Here is a 20,688-nt window from a genome sequence, read left to right as displayed (position 1 = left end):
CATGACCCTTGCCCCCCTGCCACGCCTCATCATCGAGCCGCTCGTGCGCAACGCCCTTCTGGAAGATCTGGGGCTTGCGGGCGACATAACCTCCGCCGCCGTCATTCCCGCCGATCATCGCTCGGTCGTCGTCATGGCGGCGCGCGAACCGGGCGTCATCGCCGGTCTCGATGCGGCGGAGCTTGCCTTCCAGCTGGTGGACCCGGCGATCATGATAACGCGGCACGTTGAGGATGGAGCGTCCGTGGTGCCCGGCGATATCATCGCGACAATCGAAGGTCCCTCACGCGGGCTGCTGACGGCGGAGCGCACGGCGCTGAATTTTCTCGGCCATCTCTCGGGCATCGCCTCCGTTACCGCAAAAATCGCCGCATCCATCTCCGGCACCAAGACCTCAATCGCCTGCACCCGCAAGACGACGCCCGGCCTCAGGGCGCTGGAAAAATACGCCGTGCGCGCCGGCGGTGGCATGAACCACCGTTTCGCGCTTTATGATGCCGTCCTCATCAAGGACAACCACATTGCCGTGGCGGGCGGCGTGCGTGCCGCCATCCACAGCGCCAAACAGGGTGTGGGCCATCTCGTCAAAATCGAGGTGGAGGTTGATACGCTCACGCAATTGCGCGAGGTGATGGACGAAGGTGTCGACGCGGTTCTTCTCGACAACATGACGCCGGAACAGTTGCGCGAGGCCGTGGCGATCGTCGCCGGGCGCGCCATCACCGAAGCCTCCGGCCGTATCAATCCGCAGACGGCGGCAGCCATCGCTGCAAGCGGCATCGATCTCATCTCCATCGGCTGGCTGACCCACAGCGCACCGGTTCTGGATATCGGGCTGGACTTTCAAAGCCAGAGTAAAAAATAAGGCAGTAAGGGCGGACCACACGGAACCAAATGTCCCCATCTTCGTTGTTACCCCGCCGGGGGTCTATTTAAGGCGGGGGGATCAGTGCGCGCAAAAGCCTGTCCATATGCCTGGGACCTCTCTCACAAAGGAAAGGCCTGTTATGGAAGACGCACAAGTTGGCTGGATTGCAGCAATCATTATCGGCGGCGTAGCCGGGTGGCTCGCCGAACAGTTCATGAAAAGCAATATGGGTGTTTTCATGAACATTATTCTCGGCATTGTCGGCGCCATCGTCGCGAATTTCCTTCTGGGGCTCATCGGCGTCTCGCTGGGAGGCTGGATTGGTTATCTCATCGCCGGTTTCATCGGCGCCTGCATCCTCATCGCCATCGGGCGTGCATTTCGCCGATAAGGGAGCATAAAAATGAGCTTTTTCGACAAGATCAAAAACGCGATTTTTGGCAAGGCCGAGGCCGCACCACAGACTTCGGCCCCGGCCGGCACGCCAACGACCGCCGCAAGTCCGGCCGCACCGGCCCAACCCGCCTCACCGGCACCGACAGCCAGCGCTCCAGCATCCACCGGCAACGTTGACGTCGCCTCCATTCTGGATGCGGCAGTCAAAAAGAACGGACAGAAGCTCGACTGGAAACACTCCATCGTCGACCTTCTTAAAGCGCTTGATCTGGACAGCAGCCTCACCGCCAGAAAAGAACTGGCGGCTGAACTGGGTTACACCGGTGACACCTCGGATTCGGCGACGATGAATATCTGGCTGCACAAGGCCGTCATCAAGAAACTCTCCGAAAACGGCGGCAAGGTGCCGGCCGACCTTTTGGATTGAACCGGTAAACGGGAGAGCCGCAATGGACGACTATTCCAGCCTGCGCGAGCAGATCGGCCAGGACCTCGACACCCTGCACGGGACCGACAACCCGAAGTCGATTTTCGAGATCGCCGACGACTATCTCCTGGGAAATCCAAACCTCAAGAGAGCAATCGTCGAAGACATCATCAAGGAAGAAGCGGACAAGCGCGGCATCGCCATCCACTAAGGCCGCGCGACAGGCACGGCTGTTTTACGAGAGGGCGGCATCCGGACCGGATGCCGCCCTTTTATGCCTCATGCCGAAGTGTTATTTTTCCAGCTTTGCCTCAGCCTTTTTGGCGTTTTCTTCCATCAGCTCGTACCACATGGCGTTCATGACGGCGAAGATGGCGGCGAGAGGCAGGCCGAGCAGCCAGGCGAAATACCACATGTTCGATCTCCTTCTGTCGATATCAATATGCGTGGCCGCTGTCGTCGCGGATCGCCTTTTCATCCACCTTGCCCCACAACACGCGATAGACCCATGAGGTGTAGGCGACGATGACGGGAACGAAGATGAGGGTGACGACCAGCATGTTGAACAGCGTCATATGGCTGGACGAAGCATCCCACACCGTCAGGCTCGACTTCGGATCGACCGAAGACGGCAGGATGAAGGGGAACATCGAAAGCCCGACGGTGGCGATGATGCCGAAAATGGCAAGCGAGCTGGCAAGCAACGCCATCACTTCCCTGCGGAGCCTGAACAAGACGAAGGCGACCAGCGGGAAGGCCAGACCGAGTGCCGGCGCCAGCATCATCCACGGATGCGCCGCATAATTGGAGAACCAGACGCCGGTTGCGACCTCAACCGTCTTTGCCAAAGGATTGGACGGCCCATCGGTCACGACTTCCGAGGTGAAACGATAACCATCGACACCGAACCACAGCAGAATGCCGCCAAGCGCGAAAAGAACGGTGGTGGCAAGTGCCGCGATGCTGCCAAAACTGCGGGCGCGGGTGGCAACAGGACCTTCGGTTTTCAGCACCAGCCAGGCCGCGCCATGCATCACCAGCATGGCGACGGAAACGAGGCCGCAGAGAATAGCATAGGGGTTCAGAAGTTCGAACAGCGTCGTGCCGTCGTAGAAAATCCTCAGGTCATCATTGAAGTAGAACGGGACGCCCTGCAGCACATTGCCGATGGCCACGCCGAAGATCAGCGTCGGCACGAAGCCGCCGACGAACAAGGCGCAGTCCCAGCCGCTGCGCCATGCCTTGCTCTCGCGCTTGGAGCGATATTTGAAACCGACCGGCCGCAGGATCAACGCGAACATGATGGCCGCCATTGCCAGGTAAAACCCTGAAAACGACACCGCATAAAGCGGCGGCCAGGCGGCGAAGATCGCACCTGCTCCGAGAATGAGCCAGACCTGATTGCCTTCCCATACCGGGCCGATGGAGTTGATGACGACACGCCGCTCAATATCCGTCTTCGCGACAAAGGGCAGCAACGCGCCGGTGCCAAGATCGAAACCGCCGGTTACGGCGAAGCCGATAAGCAGCACGCCGAGCAGCAGCCACCAGATGATACGAAGAATTTCATAGTCGATGAGTTGGTGCAGGATCATGATAATTTACTCCGCAGCGACGAGTTTTTCAGGAACGAGCGGCGCTTCCGGCTCATGATCCGGATCCGGCCCCTTGCGGATCGCCTTCAGCATCAGCCCCATCTCGACGATGAACAGCACCGTGTAGATGGCGATGAAACACAGAAGCGTAATCAGAACCGTCGAGGCGCTGAGGCTCGAAACAGCCGCTGCCGTTGGCAGCACGCCTTCGATGATCCACGGCTGACGCCCGAACTCGGCCACCACCCAGCCCATTTCGGCGGCAATCCACGGCAGCGGAATGGCGAAGACGGCCACCTTCAGCAACAGCGGATAACGGTCCAGCCGCCGGCGGGCCGAAAGGTAAAAGAAGGTCGCCGTCAGAACGATGAAGAACATACCGAGACCAACCATGATACGGAAGGCCCAGAACAGGGTCGGCACATGGGGGATCGTATCGGCCGCCGCCTTGGCGATCTGCTCTTCTGTCGCCTGACGCGGATCGTCGACATAACGTTTGAGCAACAGGGCGTAACCAAGCTCGTGGCCGAGTTCGGCAAAGGTGCCGTTCACCTCTTCGGGCAGCTGTGCGCCCTTGCCGCTGGCGCGTATCTGCATCAGCGCATCATAGGCCTTGATGCCGTCGCGGATACGGGTCTTTGCCTGTTCCACCAGATCGTTGATGCCGGGGATTTCCGTATCGAGCGAGCGCGTGCCGATGAGTCCCATTACCCACGGAATCTTGACCGCGAAATGTGTCTCGCGCGCTTCCTGATCAGGAAAACCTATTGCGGTGAAGGGCGCCGGTGCCGGCTCCGTTTCCCACATGGCCTCGATGGAGGCGAGCTTCATCTTCTGGTGTTCGGTGGAGAGGTAACCGCTTTCGTCCCCCAGCACGACGACCGACAGGGCGGACGCCAGACCAAAGGAGGCGGCGACTGTCATCGACCGCTTGGCGAGATCGACGTGGCGACCCTTCAGCACATACCAGGCGGAAACGCCGAGCACGAAGATGGAGGCCGTGACATAACCCGCCGAAACCGTGTGAACGAATTTCGCCTGTGCGACCGGGTTGAACAGGACCGCGGCGAAATCCGTCACTTCCATGCGCATGGTCTGGGGATTGAAGGCAGACCCTGTCGGGTTCTGCATCCAGCCATTGGCGATCAGGATCCACAGCGCCGAGAAGTTCGAGCCGATTGCCACGCACCATGTCGCGACGAGATGACCGAGTTTCGACAGCTTGTCCCAGCCGAAAAAGAACAGGCCGACGAAGGTGGCTTCCAGAAAGAAGGCCATCATGCCTTCGATCGCCAGCGGCGCGCCGAAAATATCGCCGACATAGTGGCTGTAATAACTCCAGTTCATGCCGAACTGGAATTCCATGACAATGCCTGTCGAAACACCCAGCACGAAGTTGATGCCGAACAGCGTGCCCCAGAATTTCGTCATCTGCCGCCAGATCACCCGGCCGGTCATGACATAGACCGTTTCCATGATGGCGATGACCACCGACAGCCCGATCGTCAAGGGAACGAACAGAAAGTGATATAAAGCCGTCACTGCAAATTGCAGGCGCGACAGCGCCACTATGTCGAGTTCCATAGTCTTACCCACCTTTTCCAGAAGGCCAGCCGCCCATTTTTTAAGGCAAGCCCGGCTCTCAAAAATACTCAGTCCCGGCGTAATGTTTGCAGCACTACGTCGTATTCCGGCGTCCCGCTTTGACATTCATCAAATTGACGCCCGTCTTTCAGCACGATGATGCGATCGGCAAATTCCGCCTCACGGCGATTATGGGTGATCATCACGACAGTCTTGCCTTCGGCCCTCGCAAACAGCCGGCTGAGCACGTCGCGGGCCGTCTCGCCGTCCAGCCCTTCCGTCACCTCGTCGAGAAGCCAGAGCGGTTTGTCGATGAGCAGGAAACGGGCGAGCGCCAGCCGGCGTGACTGGCCGCCGGAGAGACCCTGCCCCGCCTCGCCAAGCCTCGTCTCCAGCCCGGCGGGCAGGGTTTTGACGTGTTCGGCAAGGCCTGCGGCGTCAAGGGCGTCCCACAATTCACGCTCGGTCGCAGCGGGTTTTGCCAGCCTCAGATTATCGGCAATGCTATCGCGGAAAAGCTGGCTCCGCTGTGTCATGAGCGAAGAGGGCACGGCGCGGACAGTACCTGCCGATGGCTGCAATTCACCCGCCAGAAGCTGGATAAGGCTTGTCTTGCCCGCACCGCTCGGGCCGATGATCGCGACCCTTTCTCCAGCGGCAATGGCAAGATTGATAGTCGTCAGGACCGGCTTGTCGTTACCCTCCCGCTCCAGACGCACGCCTTCCAGCGCCGCCGCCACGCCGCTGGCGGGCAAAGCCGGACAGCGGGTCTCTGCCCGCGCCGAAAGGCGCGGCGCGATGCGCCTTGCGGAAAACAATGTGCGGCCGAGTTCCATCGCACCACGGCGCAGCGCGGTGAAAGGCTCAAGCGCGGCGAAACAGACGAGCAGCCCGAGTGCTGCGGCCGGCGCGCTTACCGTTCCCTGCTCCGCCAGCCAGGCCATGCCGAGCAGAGCCGTGCTCAGAAGGACCGCCGTTGCAAGCCCGAAGGAAAAACCGGCATTCGTTTCGATGCGGTTCAAGGCCTCGTCACAGGAAAGCAGGTAGTCATCGGCCCGCTTCACTGCCGCGACCTGCGTGGAAAGCCGACCTGCCGTGAGCAATTCCGTCTGCCCGTTGACGAGGTCTGCCGTGCGGGCACGCAACGCTTCAAGCCCGATTGCCCGCCGGCGGGAGAATTTCTCTGCCCGCAAGGCGGAGCGCACCGAAATGCCGAGCCCTGCCGCAATGAGAAAGAGCGCCGCCAGAATGCCCGCAAGCGGATTGAGGAAAGCAAGCCCGATGCCGGTTGCAACAGCCGCAAGGACCGCGACGGCGGCAGGCACCAGCACGCGCAGATAAAGCGAATCCAGCGCATCGATATCCGCGGTCAACCGGTTCAGCAGGCGGGCGGGCCTCGCTTCCAGATTTTGCGCCGCCTGCGGCGCAGCAAACCCGCGAAACAGCTTTTCGCGCAGCGCCGCAAGCACGGAAAGCGTGGCTTCATGGGTGGTCATGCGCTCGCCGTACCGGGCGGCGGTGCGCGACAGTGCCAGAAGACGAATGGCTGCCGAAGGCATAAAGACATCAAACGCATAGGCCGTTGCCGGAAGCAGACCGGCAATGGCGGTGGCGGTGATAAACCAGCCAGACACACCGAGAAGGCCGATGCCAGCCAGCACCGTGGTTGCGGCCAGAGCCGCGCCGGCAAGCAGCATGCCGCGACGCGCCGACCAGAACAGTGCGATAACGGGTTTCAAGATGGCAAAACGCGCAATCATGACCGATCCCCCGAATGGATCGCCGCCATATCCACGACCCTGTCCATGCGCGCGGCCAGCACCGGATCATGGGTTGCGACGATCAAAGTCCTGCCTTTTGCCAGCTGCAGCAGGTTTTCCGTAATGAGAGTGGCGGTTTCCCGGTCCAGATGCGCCGTCGGCTCGTCTGCCAGAATGAGACGTGTCGCGGGATCGGCAAAGGCGCGCGCAATGGCCAGCCGCACCGCTTCACCACCGGAAATGCCGTGGCCAGCATCGCCGACGAGCAGATGTTGTCGGGCGGATGACAATCTTTCGAGCCCTGTCTGCTCAAGCGCCGTCTCGACCATATCCCGCGTGATGCCGGGGCGGCCGAAACGGATATTTGCTGCAAGCGAACCGGTAAAAAAGAACGGTTTCTGGCCGATCCAGCCGATGGATGTTCGCAGGGTATCGGCCGTCTTGTCATCAAGGGTGACGCCGCCGATTTTTATCGCGCCGCTTCCCGCAGAAGCCAGCCCGGCGATCAGCGACAGGACCGTGGATTTGCCGCAACCCGATGGCCCCAGAAGCGCTACCGTTTCGCCCGCCCGAATGCGGAGATTGAAATTGCGGAGCACGGGCGGTGAGGCTGGATAGGCAAAGGACAGATCGTCCATCTCCACCGTACCGGGGGTGGGCAATGTTGCCAACGCCACATCCCTGCCCTCACCCGCAATGGCCGCACCGCCCTGCGTCAACTTGTCGAGCGCACCAATTGCTGCTTCCCCCGCCGCCCGGTCGTGCCAGACCGCGGATAACTCCCGCAGCGGCTCAAAGAAGGCCGGGGCCAGAAGCAGGATGAACAGGCCCTCGGCAAGCGACAACTTCTGCCCCCACGCGCCGAAATCAAGAAATCCGAGCAGATGGAAACCGATGTAAACGGCGGTCATGGCAACGCCGAGGGCGGCGAAAAGCTCCAGTACCGCCGAAGACAGGAAAGCGATCCTCAGAACCGCCATCGTCCGCGTCTTGAGGTTATGCGCATCGGCGCTGAGGCGCCCGGCAGTCAGATCGACAGCTTCCAGCGCGCGGATCGTTTCCAGCCCGCGCAGGCGATCCAGCAGGAAAGCATTCATATTGCCGGTCTCGGCCAGCTGCTTTTCACTCGCCGCCTTGGCCTGCCAGCCGATCAACGCCATGAAAAGCGGGATGGTCGGCATGGAGATGAGCAGCACCAGCGCCGCGATCCAGGTAAAGGGCAGGATTACCAGCACAAAAACCAGGGGAATGATGGTGGCCTTCATCCGCGCCGGCTGGAAACGGGAAAGATAGGGCACCAGCGCTTCCGCTGCCTCGGCCACGACGCTTGCCGCCTCGCCGGAAGCCGTGCGCGACAGATCGAGCGGCGAGACCTTCGCCACCGCCTGAAGCGCTTCCAGCCGGCGCTGTGACAATGCCGCACGCGCGGCACGAAACGATAGTCTCGCGGCGATTTTCTCCAGCCACGCCTTCAGGAGACCCAGAATGAGAACCGCAACAGCCGCCGGCACGATTGCCATCATCGGTTCGCCGTCAGCGATTTTTCCGACTGAAAAGGCAAGCAGGCCCGCCTGCGGCAACCAGAGCAGGGCCGCCAGAACATGCAACAGGGCAACGGATCTACCGACCGCCGGTGCGCGTGTCGTTTTCGCGGCACTCTTGTCGCGGGAGGTCTTCCGGCTGGCGGTGCTGAAGAAGCGCCGCCTCGGCGTTTCAGGTGAGACCGAAACCGGCACAGGACAGTCTGCGCCATTGCTATCGGCCGACTGGCGAATTTGTGCGGACATGTTCACGACCGATCTCCTCACCTGTCCTTTTTCGCGCCGCGGGGTCTGGCGAGAGAGACGATCTTGTCCTTCGCCTCCAGCAGCTTCGTAACCTTTGAGCCGAGCGCCAGAAGGGAGGCCAACCTCTCCGTTTCCAGCCGCTTCACATCGTCATACCAGCCGGTGAGCTGCTCGATCAGCGTCTTCATCTCGTCAATGCGCTTTTGCGCATGCCGCTCATCTTCGTTCTCCGGCGTCTCCATCAAAATTTCGCGTAATACGCTCAGGGTGGGATCAATTTCGCGCTTCTTGCGCTCTTCGGCAAGGGTGCGGAGAATTTGCCAGACATCCTCCGGCGTCGTGAAAAAATCGCGCCTGTCGCCGGGGAAATGCTTGAGAATTGCAAGGTTCCACGCCTGAAGCTCCTTCAGGCTCATCGAGACGTTGGAACGGGAAATGCCAAGCGCCTCAACAATGTCGTCCGCGCAGAGCGGCTGCGGCGATATGTAAAGCAAAGCATAGACTTGGCCGACCGTGCGGTTGATGCCCCAGCGGCTGCCCATCTCGCCAAAATGCAGCACGAAGGACTGAACGAGCGGTGACAGGCTGGTCGGCATTTCTTTGTTTCCTGAATTTTCAGTAATTTCTGAAATTTCGATAACGCAAAAAATGGCGGGCGGCAAATCACCTTTTTGACCTGCGTCAAAATGTGCAACCAGAGGGGGATAAGCCAGCAGATGCAGAGCCGGATAGCCGGGGAGGAACAGGAAACCTATCGCAGAGAATTAATGATACCGATAACATCGGTGATAGTCTGCTGAGGCTGAAATCTCTCGATAAAAAACCGGCGATGGAACCATCCACCGCCAGTTAAGGGGCTGAGCGAAGTATGCGGAAAGCGCTTACGAAAAAGCGATCTGGACCTTCATGGCCCGACTGCGGTCGGAGGCGAATTCGAAGGCCGAGATGGCGTCGTCGAGATCGACGGTCTGGGTGATGAATGGCTTGACGTCGATCAGGCCCTTGCGCATCAGCTCGACGCCGGTGGCGAATTCCTCATGGAAGCGGAAGGAGCCGCGCAGATCGAGTTCCTTGGCGGTAATCGCCATCATCGGCAGGCTCATATCGCCACCCAGCCCGAGCTGGACGATGATGCCGCGTGGCCGGAGTGCTGCGATGCCGCCGGCAAGCGCCACGGCAGCGCCAGAGCATTCATAAAGAACGTCGAAAGTACCCTTGTTTGCGCCATAAGCGGCAAGCGCATCGGGCTCATCCTTGCTGTTGATGACGCGATCTGCACCCGCTTCGCGGGCCTTGGCGAGCGTGAAATCCGAAAGGTCGGTCGCGACGATTTCGGCAGCACCCGCCCGGCGCGCAGCGAGGATGGACAGGATGCCGATGGGGCCGCAACCCGTCACCAGCACGCGTTTTCCCAGCAAATCGCCAGCGCGGCGAGTGGCATGCAGCGTCACCGCCAGCGGTTCCGCCATGGCCGCCTCGCCGGCGCTCAGGCCGTCGGCTGGTACGCATTGCAAGGCATCCGCCACCAGAACCTCGCGGAAAGCGCCCTGAATATGCGGGAAAGGCATGGCGCTGCCATAAAAGCGCATATTGAGGCACTGGTTGTGCAGGCCTTCCTGGCAGAAGCGGCAGGTTCGGCACGGGCGGGACGGCGAAACCGCCACCAGACCGCCGATCTTCAGGCCTTCAACGCCTTCACCCAGTTCCTCGATAACAGCGGAGACTTCATGGCCGAGCACCATGGGTTCGCGAAGTCGTATTGCTCCAAAACCACCGTGATTGTAGTAGTGCAGGTCGCTACCGCAAATACCGCCCCGGGCCAGACGAAGCCGCACTTCTCCCGGCCCCGGCGCTTCCTCCGGCCGCTCCTCAATGCGCACATCCTTTGCCCCGTGGGCGACAATCGCTCTCATCAACAACTCCCGTTCAAACGCGCGCCACTGCGGCGCGTAAAAATTTCCGCATCCAGATCGCTGCCACAAGAGCACATTTAGCCACCCTGTGGCCTCCTCCCGCACCGGATCCGTACCGAAACCGGGCGTTTAAGCCTTGACATCCGCGCCTGAAAGGGATGAATGTTATCGATAACATAAACCTGTACAAAAGCAATGTCGAGAGACTGGAGGAAACAGTGGGCCTTAATTTGTTCGATCTTTCCGGCCGCCGCGCCCTGATCACGGGTTCGTCCCAGGGCATCGGCTTCGCGCTGGCACAAGGCCTGACGGAGGCCGGCGCGGAAGTGGTGCTGAACGGGCGCGACGAAGCCAAGCTGAAAGCGGCCGCCGCAGGCATCAAGGGTGCAAAAACGCTCGCCTTCGATGCAACCGATCATGTGGCAGTACGCGAGGCCATCGACCGTTTCGAGGCCGAAGTCGGCCCCATCGACATTCTCGTCAACAATGCCGGCATGCAGCACCGCACGCCGCTTGAGGATTTTCCGGCGGATGCCTTCGAGCGTCTTTTGCAGACCAACATCGCCTCGGTGTTCCACGCCGGACAGGCGACGGCACGCCACATGATTTCCCGTGGACGCGGCAAGATTATCAATATCGCCAGCGTTCAGACCGCCCTTGCCCGCCCCGGCATCGCGCCCTACACCGCGACCAAGGGTGCTGTCGGCAATCTGACGAAAGGCATGGCGACGGACTGGGCAAAATACGGTCTGCAATGCAATGCCATTGCGCCGGGCTATTTCGACACACCGCTCAATGCGGCACTGGTCGCAGACGAGACCTTTTCCGCATGGCTTGAAAAGCGCACGCCCGCCGGTCGCTGGGGCAAGGTCGAAGAGCTTGTCGGTGCCTGTATTTTCCTGTCATCCGACGCCTCGTCCTTCGTGAACGGCCATATTCTCTACGTCGACGGCGGCATCACCGCCTCGCTTTAAAATCCTCCGTTCCGGATGCCCGGCTGCGGCCGCCATCCGGAATGGAACTGACGACACCACGACACTTTGGGAGGAGGCCGTGAATACCATGACCGAGCAGAACAAAGTCGCCCTCATCGGCGCAGGCGCCATGGGTGGCGCGATCGGCGCGCGGCTGATCGAGACGGGGAATCACCTGACGGTTTTCGATCTGGATGCGGAGAAGGTGGCGGCGCTGACCAGCCTCGGCGCGCAAAGCGCCGGCACCGCGGCGAAAGCAGCGTCCGTCTCCGATGTCGTGATCCTCAGCCTCAACTCACCGAAGATCGTCCGCATCGCCGTCTTCGGCAAGGATGGCGTGGCGGCGGGCGCAAAGCCCGGCACGCTGATCATCGACATGTCCTCCATCGACCCGGAAGCGACGAAAGAACTGGCGGCCGATGCGGCCGAAAAGGGTCTGCGCTGGGTGGACAGCCCGCTTTCCGGCGGTGCGCCGAAAGCGCTCATTGGGCAATTGACGCTGATGGCCGGCGGCAGCGAAACGGATGTGGCCGACGCGCATCGCGTGTTGCGGCACATCGCCAGTAACTATACCCATATGGGACCCTGCGGTGCCGGGCAGACAACCAAGCTCATCAATCAGGTTCTCTGCGGCCTGAACTTTCTGGCCGTGGCGGAAGCAACGCAGCTTGCGCTGGATGCGGGCGTCGATGCCGCCAAAATTCCGCAGGCGCTGAAGGGCGGCCGCGCCGATAGCGCCATCCTGCAGGAATATATGCCGCGTTACGTAGCGAAGGACTACCGCCGCACCGGTCGTATCGACAATATGGTCAAGGATTTGAACGGCGCACAGGATCTGGCGCGACGCACCAACACGGCCATGCCGCTGACGGCGGTCTGCGCCGAGGTGCACCGCATGCTGACGACAGCGGGACTGGGCGGTGAGGATCAGGCCGCCCTGATGGAATTTTTCAGCGGCGCGAAACGAACCTTCCCGGACTGAGTTCTGTCATAAGACAGGCACCTTGACATCAAAATGGCGGAGGCCGCGCTTGTTGCGGCCCGTCATGACCATTGCGAAATTATCCCACAGCGAAGATGATCGAGCGAATCAGCGGGGGCAACCGGCCCGGTGATCGCAGACGTATGCATATAAAGGACAATTTCCCGATGACCACTTCCGCCACAGGCACGGGGATTGCCGGCATTACCGTTTCCGGCGACGGTTTCACCGCCGAGATCGCTTATGAGGGCGCCACGCTTCTCAGCTGGCGGCCGCAACTTGCCGATGGCAGCGCAGGCGAAAATCTTGTCGATGGCTATGCGACGCCCGCGGAATTGCAATCACAAAACGGCGTGAGAAACGGCATTCTCGCCCCCTTCACCAATCGCATCCCGGATGGCCAGTTCCGTTTCGGCCGGGAAATGCATCGTATAGAGCCAGTGCTAACGCACGAAACCCTCGTCTTCCACGGATTTGCGAGAGCCGTGCCCTTTGTCCTCAATCAGTCTTTCGAGGAAAGCGGCGTGCATGTTTTGGTTTTCCGCGCGGAGATATCGCCCTCTGATTTCCGGGGTTACCCCTATCATCTCGCCATCGAGGTCGAATACCGATTTTCCGGTCATGAGGTCACCATCGTCATACGCGGCATCAATGGCGATGATCAGCCGCTGCCCTTCGCGGCAGGATGGCATCCCTATTTCCGTCTTCCCGGCATCGCATCCATCGACGATCTCCTCCTCACGCTGCCCTCTCGAACGGCGATTGAAACAGACAGGGATTTGATTCCACTGCGGTCCCCCCAAGGGGGAATAATCAAACGGGACGACACCCGCTTTCTTTTTGCGCCGCTCGCCGGCCAGGTGCTGGATGTCTGCTTTACCGACCTCATCCCATCCGAAAACGGACTTTACGAGACCCGGATCGAAAACCGGCAGGACGGTTCGAACCTGACGGTATGGCAGGAGCGTGGCCACATGCATGTCTTCACCGGCGACACGCTGGCCCGCGGCAGGCGAAAATCCATTGCGCTCGAACCGGTGGAAACGCCCACCAATGCCTTCAACCAGCCGGACCTTGAAGCCGCGATCACCCTGCAGCCGGGCGAGACCCGCAGTTTTCGCTTCGGCTTCCGTTTCGAAACCGCAGGCTGAGAACAAACGGATGATCCCTCAAATATGCGTTGTCGGCAGGGAAGACGACAGCTTCACCGTCTCCATGGAGATATAGGCGGACATGTCGTAAAGCTGAACGCGGCGCAGGATCTGTTTGTAGACCGTGTCGTAATATTCGACATTCGGCAGCACCAGCTTCAGAATATAATCGAAATTGCCGGTAAGCCGATGAACCTCGACGATTTCGGGTATGGAGCTGACGGCGGCATGGAACTGGTCCAGCCAGTCTTCTGCATGCAGGCCGGTTCTCACCAGCAGGAAAACCGTGGTCGGCAGGTTGATTTTCCGCCGGTCGAGCAGCGCCATCGTACCCGTCACATAACCTTCCGCACGCAGCCGCGTGATGCGCCGCGAGCAGGCGGATAGCGACAGGGAAACCTCCTCCGCTATATCGGCGAGCGGCGTCTCGGCATTTTCCTGGAGAATCGCAAGGATTCGGCGGTCGCGATCATCAATCATCGGTAAAGAATGCACTGGTTAACGCAAAGGCGCAATAAAATTGCAAGACAAGCCTCTTGAACGCCTGATATTTGCATAAGAACATCTAAACCCTCGAAAAAACGCATGCCGTTTTCGTCCCTGCGATGGCATTCTTGTCTTCAATAAAACTTAATAAGGCAACTCTTATGAAACGCATCGGCCTGATCGGCGGCATGAGCTGGGAATCTACCGCAACCTATTACCGCATGATCAATGAGGCCGTGCGCGATAGCCGCGGCGGGCTGGTCTCGGCCGATATCGTCATGCATTCGCTTGATTTTTCCGAAGTCGTCGCCCTGCAGAAGGCCGATCGTTGGGATGAAGCCGGTGCGCTTTTGGGTGCCGCCGGGGCACGCCTTGCCAATGCCGGTGCCGATTGCGTGCTGATCTGCACCAACACCATGCATCTGGTTGCAGAAACGGTCGAGAAAATGTCGGGCGTCGCACTCATCGACATCATCGATGAAACCGCTGCAGCCTTGAAGGCGGATGGACGCCGCAAGCCGCTGCTGCTCGCCACCCGCTACACGATGGAACATGGTTTCTACACCGACCGTATGCGCCGCCACGGTGTCGATGTGGTCGTGCCCGATGCGGAAGACCGGGCCGCGATCCACGACATCATCTTTGGCGAACTGTGCCAGGGCGAGATCAAGTCCTGCTCGCGCGAGCGCTATCTCGCGGTTATCGAGAAGGCCCGTGCGCTCGGTGTCGATTCCGTCATTCTCGGCTGCACTGAAATTTCGCTGCTGATCGATCCCGACGCGCTGCCGCTGCCGGGTTATGATTCGACCGCCATTCACGCGAAAGCCGCCGTCGGCTTCGCGCTCGGAAACAAGGCCTTCAATAGAGCCGCATGAATGTGTCGCCTCTTTGCCTATTCCGGTAAACCGGTCTGGCTCGACAGTCTGCTGATCGAGCCGGAAGCATCGCTGGTCAGCCAGTCCATGGCCGCAAGGGAAGCCAAAACCGTCGTTAATGGCGATGGTTGCGGGCTTGGGTGGTATGGTGACCGCGGCACGCCCGGCGTCTTTCGCGACACCAGACCCGCCTGGTCCGACGCCAATCTGGCCGCCCTTTGCCATCAGCTTCGCTCGGGCATGTTCATGGCCCATGTCCGCTCCGCGACGTCAGGCGAAGTATCCCGCGCCAATTGCCACCCTTTCGCGCATGGACAATATCTGTTCATGCATAACGGCCAGATCGGCGGTTACGAGCAGATAAGGCGCGACATCGACTCCCTCATTCCCGACGATATCTATGCATCCCGGCGCGGCACCGGCGACAGCGAAGCGATCTTCCTGATCGCCGCCGGCCATGGCCTTGACACCGACCCCATCCGCGCCATTTCAACCGCCCTGCGCCTCTGTCAGGAAAAGATGACCGCTGCGGGCGTTTCCTCCGCGCTTAGATTCAGCGCCGTGTTGATGGATGGCGATTGTCTGCATGCTTTCCGTTGGTCCAGCGACGACAAGCCGCCAACGCTTTACTGGCGCGGGCTCGATGAGGGAATTGCATTGAGTTCGGAACCTTTTTCCTTCGATTGCACCCCCTGGTGTGCCGTTCCGCCGAATACGCGAGTGACGATCCGCGCCGGCGAGATGACGACAGAACCTTTTTTCCTGTCGTAAACATCTTCCTTGTTGACAGTCGAAACCGATTTTTCTGCCCCGCGCCACCATGAGGCGGCTGGCGGCGGGGCTGTCTCATTTATTTTCATTGAATTTCCCAGGCCGCGAAGGCTAGTGTGTGATCTGATAGACCGAAACAGATTTCAGGACCGGTGAACCACTTCAGAAAGTATTGCAGCCTCTCTCCCTTTTTTGAACGATGCCCGGCATCGCAACGACCACGCAAACCCGTTCAAGAACGGCGCACAAAGAGCGCGCAATGCCTTTGGCGATCCTCGGGACGCTGAAGGAAAACTCTTATTTTTCATTATATTAAGCCCTCCAACTTTCCGCAAAAATTGCTGTTGCCACGCCTCCATATCGATGCATAAACTGGCGTCAGCAAAGGCAAGCCGGATCGACCTCTCAGACCCTCTCCTCCCACCAAGGTGCTGACCGACCAATGATCAATAATCTCAACGCCGCCGATCTTCCCCGCCCCGCCCCGCGCAGTTCCAACCCGGAAATCATGGCAGCGGAAATCATCGAGCGACTGACTTACCGTATCGGCAAGGACGTCAAGGTAGCCAAGCCGCATGACTGGCTGACCGCAACCATTCTTGTTGTCCGTGACCGCATCATCGACAAATGGATGGCATCCACCCGCAAGGCCTATGCCGATAATTCCAAGCGCGTTTATTATTTGTCGCTGGAATTCCTGATCGGCCGCCTGATGCGCGACGCCATCTCCAATATCGGCCTGATGCACGAAATCCGCGATGCACTGTCTTCGCTCGGTGTCGATCTCGACGTCATCGCCGGGCTGGAGCCGGATGCCGCACTCGGCAATGGTGGTCTCGGCCGTCTGGCCGCCTGCTTCATGGAATCCATGGCCACCGTCGATATTCCCGCCTATGGCTATGGCATTCGTTACGTGCACGGCCTCTTCCGCCAGCAGATGGCGGATGGCTGGCAGGTGGAACTGCCGGAAACATGGCTGGCGCACGGTAATCCGTGGGAATTCGAACGTCGTGAAAGCTCCTATGAAATTGGCTTCGGCGGATCGGTGGAAACCATCGGCGGCTATGAAGAGCCGCAGCGTTTCGTCTGGAAGCCGGCCGAGCGTGTGATTGCCATGGCCTATGACACGCCGGTCGTCGGCTGGCGCGGCACCCGCGTCAACACGCTGCGCCTGTGGTCGGCACAGCCGATCGACCCCATTCTTCTCGCCGCCTTCAATGCCGGCGATCACATCGGCGCCCTGCGGGAAAGCAACAAGGCAGAAAGCCTGACGCGCGTTCTCTACCCTGCGGACGCAACGCCCGCCGGCCAGGAACTGCGCCTGCGGCAGGAGTTCTTCTTCTCTTCCGCCTCGCTGCAGGACATTCTGCGCCGCCACCTTCAGCAATATCCTGATTTCACCTCGCTGCCGGACAAGGTTTCGATCCAGCTCAACGACACCCATCCGGCCATTTCCATCTGCGAAATGATGCGCCTGCTATGCGATGTGCATGGACTTGAGTTCGACGAAGCCTGGACCATTACCCGGGGAACTTTCTCCTACACCAACCACACGCTTCTGCCGGAAGCGCTGGAAAGCTGGCCGGTGCCGCTGCTCGAGCGGTTGCTGCCGAGGCACATGCAGATCGTCTACGCGATCAATGCCAATACGCTGGTCTATGCCCGCAAGGAAAAGAAGATGGCGGATCAGCAGATCCGCTCCATCTCGCTGATCGATGAAGGCGGCGAGCGCCGTGTGCGCATGGGCAACCTCGCCTTCATCGGCTCGCATTCTATCAACGGCGTCTCAGCACTTCATACCGAGCTTATGAAGGAAACGGTCTTCGCCGACCTGCATTACCTTTATCCCGATCGCATCAACAACAAGACCAACGGCATCACGCCCCGCCGCTGGCTGATGCAGTGCAACCCCGGCCTGACGGGGCTGGTGCGCGAGGCGATCGGCGACGACTTCCTCGACGATGCGGAAAAGCTCACTGCCCTTGACCGCTTCGCCGACGATGCCGGTTTCCGCGAGAAATTCGCCGAAGTGAAGCGTCTGAACAAGGTGCGCCTTGCCAACACGGTGGCGCAGCGCATGGGCATCCGCGTCGATCCCTCGGCCATGTTCGACATTCAGATCAAGCGCATCCACGAATATAAGCGCCAGCTTCTGAACCTTATCGAGACGGTAGCGCTTTACGACCAGATCCGTTCTCACCCGGAACTGGAATGGGTACCGCGCGTTAAGTTCTTCGCAGGCAAGGCAGCACCGAGTTATCACAACGCGAAGCTGATCATAAAGCTTGCCAATGATATTGCCCGGGTCATCAACAACGATCCGGCCGTGCGTGGGCTTCTGAAAGTGGTGTTTATTCCGAACTATAATGTCTCGCTTGCGGAAATCATGGTTCCCGCCGCCGATCTCTCGGAACAGATTTCGACCGCAGGTATGGAAGCCTCCGGCACCGGCAACATGAAGTTTGCTCTCAACGGCGCGCTCACCATTGGCACGCTCGATGGTGCAAATGTCGAAATGCTCGAACATGTCGGCGCTGACAACATCGTCATCTTCGGCATGACGGCGGAAGAAGTCGCAAAGGCCCGTGCCGAAGGTCACAATCCCCGTGCGATCATCGAACAGTCCACGGAATTGTCTCAGGCGCTGTCGTCCATTGCGTCCGGCGTGTTCTCACCCGATGACCGTTCGCGTTTTTCCGCCCTCATCGACGGTATATACAATAGCGACTGGTTCATGGTCGCCGCCGATTTCGACGCCTATGCCGACGCGCAGCGCAAGGTGGATGCGATCTGGAGCGATCAGGATAGCTGGAACACCAAAACAGTTCACAACACGGCGCGCATGGGCTGGTTCTCGTCCGACAGGACGATCCGGCAATATGCCACCGAGATCTGGAGAGCCTGATGAAAAAACCGCTCAATTCGGCCGAAGAGAAAAAGACTGGCGACATCACGAAGGCTGAAATCGAGGCGATAAAGAGCGGTTTGCATTCCAATCCCTTTGCCCTTCTCGGCGTTCATGAAACGCCGGAAGGGTTTTCCGCCCGCTGTTTCATTCCGGGCGCCGAGGAAGTTTCAGTCCTGACATTGGACGGGAACTTCATTGGCGAGCTAAAGCAGCTCGATCCGGAAGGTTTTTTCGAAGGTCCGGTTGAGCTCACATCGCGCCAGCCGGTGCGTTATCGGGCTGGCCGCGATGATGCCGAATGGGCGGTGACGGACCCTTACAGCTTCGGCCCGGTTCTCGGGCCGATGGACGATTATTTCGTCCGCGAAGGATCGCATCTGCGGCTATTCGACAAGATGGGCGCACATCCTCTAAAGCTCGAAGGCGTCGAAGGTTTTCATTTTGCCGTCTGGGCTCCCAATGCCAGGCGCGTTTCCGTCGTCGGTGATTTCAACAATTGGGATGGTCGCCGGCATGTGATGCGCTTCCGCAAGGATACCGGCATCTGGGAAATCTTCGCACCTGACGTCTATGTCGGTTGCGCCTATAAATTCGAAATCCTCGGTGCCAATGGCGAGCTTCTGCCGCTAAAGGCCGACCCCTATGCGCGGCGCGGCGAGTTGCGGCCGAAAAACGCTTCCGTCACCGCGCCGGAACTGACGCAAAAATGGGAAGATCAGGCTCACCGCGAACATTGGGCGCAGGTGGACCAGCGTCGCCAGCCGATCAGCATTTACGAGGTTCACGCCGGTTCTTGGCAGCGTCGCGAGGACGGCACCTTCCTCAGCTGGGACGAAATGGCCGCGCAGCTCATCCCCTATTGCACGGATATGGGCTTCACCCATATCGAGTTCCTGCCGATCACCGAACATCCTTACGATCCCTCCTGGGGTTACCAGACGACCGGCCTTTACGCCCCGACTGCCCGTTTCGGCGATCCAGAAGGCTTTGCGCGTTTCGTCAACGGCGCGCACAAGGTCGGTATCGGCGTGCTCCTCGACTGGGTGCCGGCCCATTTCCCGACTGACGAGCACGGCCTGCGCTGGTTTGACGGTACGGCGCTTTACGAACATGCCGATCCGCGTCAGGGTTTTCATCCCGACTGGAACACGGCCATCTATAATTTCGGTCGCGTCGAGGTGATGTCCTACCTCATCAACAACGCGCTTTATTGGGCCGAGAAATTCCATCTCGACGGCCTGCGTGTCGATGCGGTCGCCTCGATGCTCTACCTCGATTATTCCCGCAAGGAAGGCGAGTGGATCCCCAACGAATATGGCGGGCGCGAAAATCTGGAAACCGTGCGCTTCCTGCAAAAGATGAATTCGCTTGTCTACGGCACCCATCCGGGCGTCATGACGATCGCGGAAGAATCAACCTCATGGCCGAAGGTGTCCCAGCCCGTCCACGAAGGTGGTCTCGGTTTCGGCTTCAAATGGAACATGGGCTTCATGCACGACACGCTGAGTTATTTCTCGCGGGAGCCGGTGCATCGCAAGTTCCACCATCAGGAACTGACCTTCGGGCTGCTTTATGCCTTCACCGAAAATTTCGTGTTGCCGCTTTCCCATGACGAGGTGGTGCACGGCAAGGGATCGCTGATCGCCAAAATGTCCGGCGACGACTGGCAGAAATTCGCCAATCTGCGGTCCTATTACGGTTTCATGTGGGGTTATCCCGGCAAGAAGCTGCTGTTCATGGGCCAGGAATTCGCCCAGTGGAGCGAATGGAGCGAAAAGGGCGCGCTCGACTGGAACCTTCGCCAATATCCGATGCATGAGGGCATGCGCCGCCTCGTGCGCGATCTCAACCTCACCTATCGTTCGAAAGCCGCGCTGCACGCCCGCGACTGCGAGCCGGAAGGTTTCCGCTGGCTGGTGGTCGACGATCACGAGAATTCCGTCTTCGCATGGCTGCGGTCGGCACCGGGCGAAAAACCGGTGGCGGTTATCTGTAATCTCACCCCGGTCTACCGGGAAAACTATTATGTGCCGCTGCCTCTGGCAGGGCGATGGCGGGAGATTCTCAACACCGATGCCGAAATCTACGGCGGCAGCGGCAAGGGAAATGGCGGACGTGTTCAGGCGGTCGATGCCGGTGGAGAAATTGGGGCGATGCTCGTCCTGCCGCCTTTGGCGACGATCATGCTCGAGCCGGAAAACTGACAGACAG

General features: G+C 59.7%; 19 protein-coding genes. 11 read left to right on the top strand and 8 right to left on the bottom strand.

Going from position 1 to position 20,688, the window contains the following annotated elements:
- Position 1 precedes the first annotated feature (1 nt).
- From nadC to JZX89_RS20095, 4 genes are all read left to right on the top strand, one after another.
- On the top strand, positions 2-865 hold the full coding sequence (nadC, locus tag JZX89_RS20110; protein ID WP_207135153.1) for a carboxylating nicotinate-nucleotide diphosphorylase: 864 nt from the start codon (positions 2-4) through the stop codon (positions 863-865).
- A 142-nt stretch (positions 866-1,007) separates the two neighbouring features.
- On the top strand, positions 1,008-1,259 hold the full coding sequence (locus JZX89_RS20105) for a GlsB/YeaQ/YmgE family stress response membrane protein (RefSeq protein ID WP_080828456.1): 252 nt from the start codon (positions 1,008-1,010) through the stop codon (positions 1,257-1,259).
- A 12-nt stretch (positions 1,260-1,271) separates the two neighbouring features.
- On the top strand, positions 1,272-1,691 hold the full coding sequence (locus tag JZX89_RS20100; protein ID WP_207135152.1) for a DUF3597 domain-containing protein: 420 nt from the start codon (positions 1,272-1,274) through the stop codon (positions 1,689-1,691).
- Positions 1,692-1,713: 22 nt separating this feature from the next.
- Positions 1,714-1,902, top strand: a complete 189-nt coding sequence (locus tag JZX89_RS20095) for a hypothetical protein (protein ID WP_142842456.1) — start codon at positions 1,714-1,716, stop codon at positions 1,900-1,902.
- Between the two features lie 81 nt (positions 1,903-1,983).
- On the opposite strand, the gene cydX is transcribed toward JZX89_RS20095, so the two are convergent.
- The 7 genes from cydX to JZX89_RS20060 all read right to left on the bottom strand — a co-directional run bounded on the left by cydX (position 1,984) and on the right by JZX89_RS20060 (position 10,330).
- Positions 1,984-2,106: a cytochrome bd-I oxidase subunit CydX gene (cydX, locus tag JZX89_RS20090; RefSeq protein ID WP_045015706.1), complete on the bottom strand. Its 123-nt coding sequence runs from the start codon at positions 2,104-2,106 to the stop codon at positions 1,984-1,986.
- Between the two features lie 22 nt (positions 2,107-2,128).
- The gene (gene cydB, locus JZX89_RS20085; protein WP_207135151.1) at positions 2,129-3,286 is read right to left on the bottom strand and encodes a cytochrome d ubiquinol oxidase subunit II; all 1,158 of its coding nucleotides are present in this window, start codon (positions 3,284-3,286) and stop codon (positions 2,129-2,131) included.
- 6 nt (positions 3,287-3,292) lie between these two features.
- Positions 3,293-4,870, bottom strand: a complete 1,578-nt coding sequence (locus JZX89_RS20080) for a cytochrome ubiquinol oxidase subunit I (RefSeq protein WP_207135150.1) — start codon at positions 4,868-4,870, stop codon at positions 3,293-3,295.
- 68 nt (positions 4,871-4,938) lie between these two features.
- Positions 4,939-6,630 (bottom strand): thiol reductant ABC exporter subunit CydC, encoded by a 1,692-nt coding sequence (gene cydC / locus JZX89_RS20075; RefSeq protein ID WP_207135149.1) that lies wholly within the window; start codon positions 6,628-6,630, stop codon positions 4,939-4,941.
- A complete protein-coding gene (gene cydD / locus JZX89_RS20070) occupies positions 6,627-8,417 on the bottom strand; it encodes a thiol reductant ABC exporter subunit CydD (RefSeq protein WP_207135200.1) in 1,791 nt (596 codons plus the stop codon). The genes cydC and cydD overlap by 4 nt, the downstream gene beginning before the upstream one ends.
- Positions 8,418-8,434: 17 nt before the next feature.
- On the bottom strand, positions 8,435-9,013 hold the full coding sequence (locus JZX89_RS20065) for a GbsR/MarR family transcriptional regulator (protein ID WP_046801699.1): 579 nt from the start codon (positions 9,011-9,013) through the stop codon (positions 8,435-8,437).
- Between the two features lie 285 nt (positions 9,014-9,298).
- A complete protein-coding gene (locus JZX89_RS20060; RefSeq protein WP_149901211.1) occupies positions 9,299-10,330 on the bottom strand; it encodes an L-idonate 5-dehydrogenase in 1,032 nt (343 codons plus the stop codon).
- Positions 10,331-10,548: 218 nt separating this feature from the next.
- Here JZX89_RS20060 and JZX89_RS20055 point away from each other — a divergent pair, with 218 nt between their 5' ends.
- The 3 genes from JZX89_RS20055 (at position 10,549) to JZX89_RS20045 (ending at position 13,437) form a co-directional block, all read left to right on the top strand.
- Positions 10,549-11,304 (top strand): SDR family oxidoreductase, encoded by a 756-nt coding sequence (locus JZX89_RS20055; protein ID WP_207135148.1) that lies wholly within the window; start codon positions 10,549-10,551, stop codon positions 11,302-11,304.
- An 88-nt stretch (positions 11,305-11,392) separates the two neighbouring features.
- A complete protein-coding gene (locus JZX89_RS20050; RefSeq protein ID WP_153515803.1) occupies positions 11,393-12,286 on the top strand; it encodes an NAD(P)-dependent oxidoreductase in 894 nt (297 codons plus the stop codon).
- Between the two features lie 167 nt (positions 12,287-12,453).
- Positions 12,454-13,437: an aldose 1-epimerase gene (locus tag JZX89_RS20045; RefSeq protein WP_207135147.1), complete on the top strand. Its 984-nt coding sequence runs from the start codon at positions 12,454-12,456 to the stop codon at positions 13,435-13,437.
- An 18-nt stretch (positions 13,438-13,455) separates the two neighbouring features.
- On the opposite strand, the gene JZX89_RS20040 is transcribed toward JZX89_RS20045, so the two are convergent.
- Positions 13,456-13,917, bottom strand: coding sequence for an Lrp/AsnC family transcriptional regulator (locus JZX89_RS20040; protein ID WP_149901214.1), 462 nt, complete (start codon positions 13,915-13,917; stop codon positions 13,456-13,458).
- A 167-nt stretch (positions 13,918-14,084) separates the two neighbouring features.
- Here JZX89_RS20040 and JZX89_RS20035 point away from each other — a divergent pair, with 167 nt between their 5' ends.
- From JZX89_RS20035 to glgB, 4 genes are all read left to right on the top strand, one after another.
- Positions 14,085-14,798: an aspartate/glutamate racemase family protein gene (locus tag JZX89_RS20035; RefSeq protein ID WP_046801694.1), complete on the top strand. Its 714-nt coding sequence runs from the start codon at positions 14,085-14,087 to the stop codon at positions 14,796-14,798.
- Positions 14,799-15,569 (top strand): class II glutamine amidotransferase, encoded by a 771-nt coding sequence (locus JZX89_RS20030; protein WP_174374659.1) that lies wholly within the window; start codon positions 14,799-14,801, stop codon positions 15,567-15,569.
- A 442-nt stretch (positions 15,570-16,011) separates the two neighbouring features.
- On the top strand, positions 16,012-18,474 hold the full coding sequence (locus JZX89_RS20025; protein WP_149901217.1) for a glycogen/starch/alpha-glucan phosphorylase: 2,463 nt from the start codon (positions 16,012-16,014) through the stop codon (positions 18,472-18,474).
- Complete coding sequence (glgB, locus tag JZX89_RS20020; RefSeq protein WP_207135146.1) at positions 18,474-20,681, top strand: 1,4-alpha-glucan branching protein GlgB; 2,208 nt, start codon at positions 18,474-18,476, stop codon at positions 20,679-20,681. Before JZX89_RS20025 ends, glgB begins: the two co-directional genes overlap by 1 nt.
- Positions 20,682-20,688: the final 7 nt, after the last annotated feature.

The organism is Agrobacterium burrii, from assembly GCF_017313405.1.
In the GTDB taxonomy this organism is placed as follows: domain Bacteria; phylum Pseudomonadota; class Alphaproteobacteria; order Rhizobiales; family Rhizobiaceae; genus Agrobacterium; species Agrobacterium burrii.
Note: the sequence above shows the minus strand (reverse complement) of the source record. Positions and strands in the feature narration are given on the sequence as shown.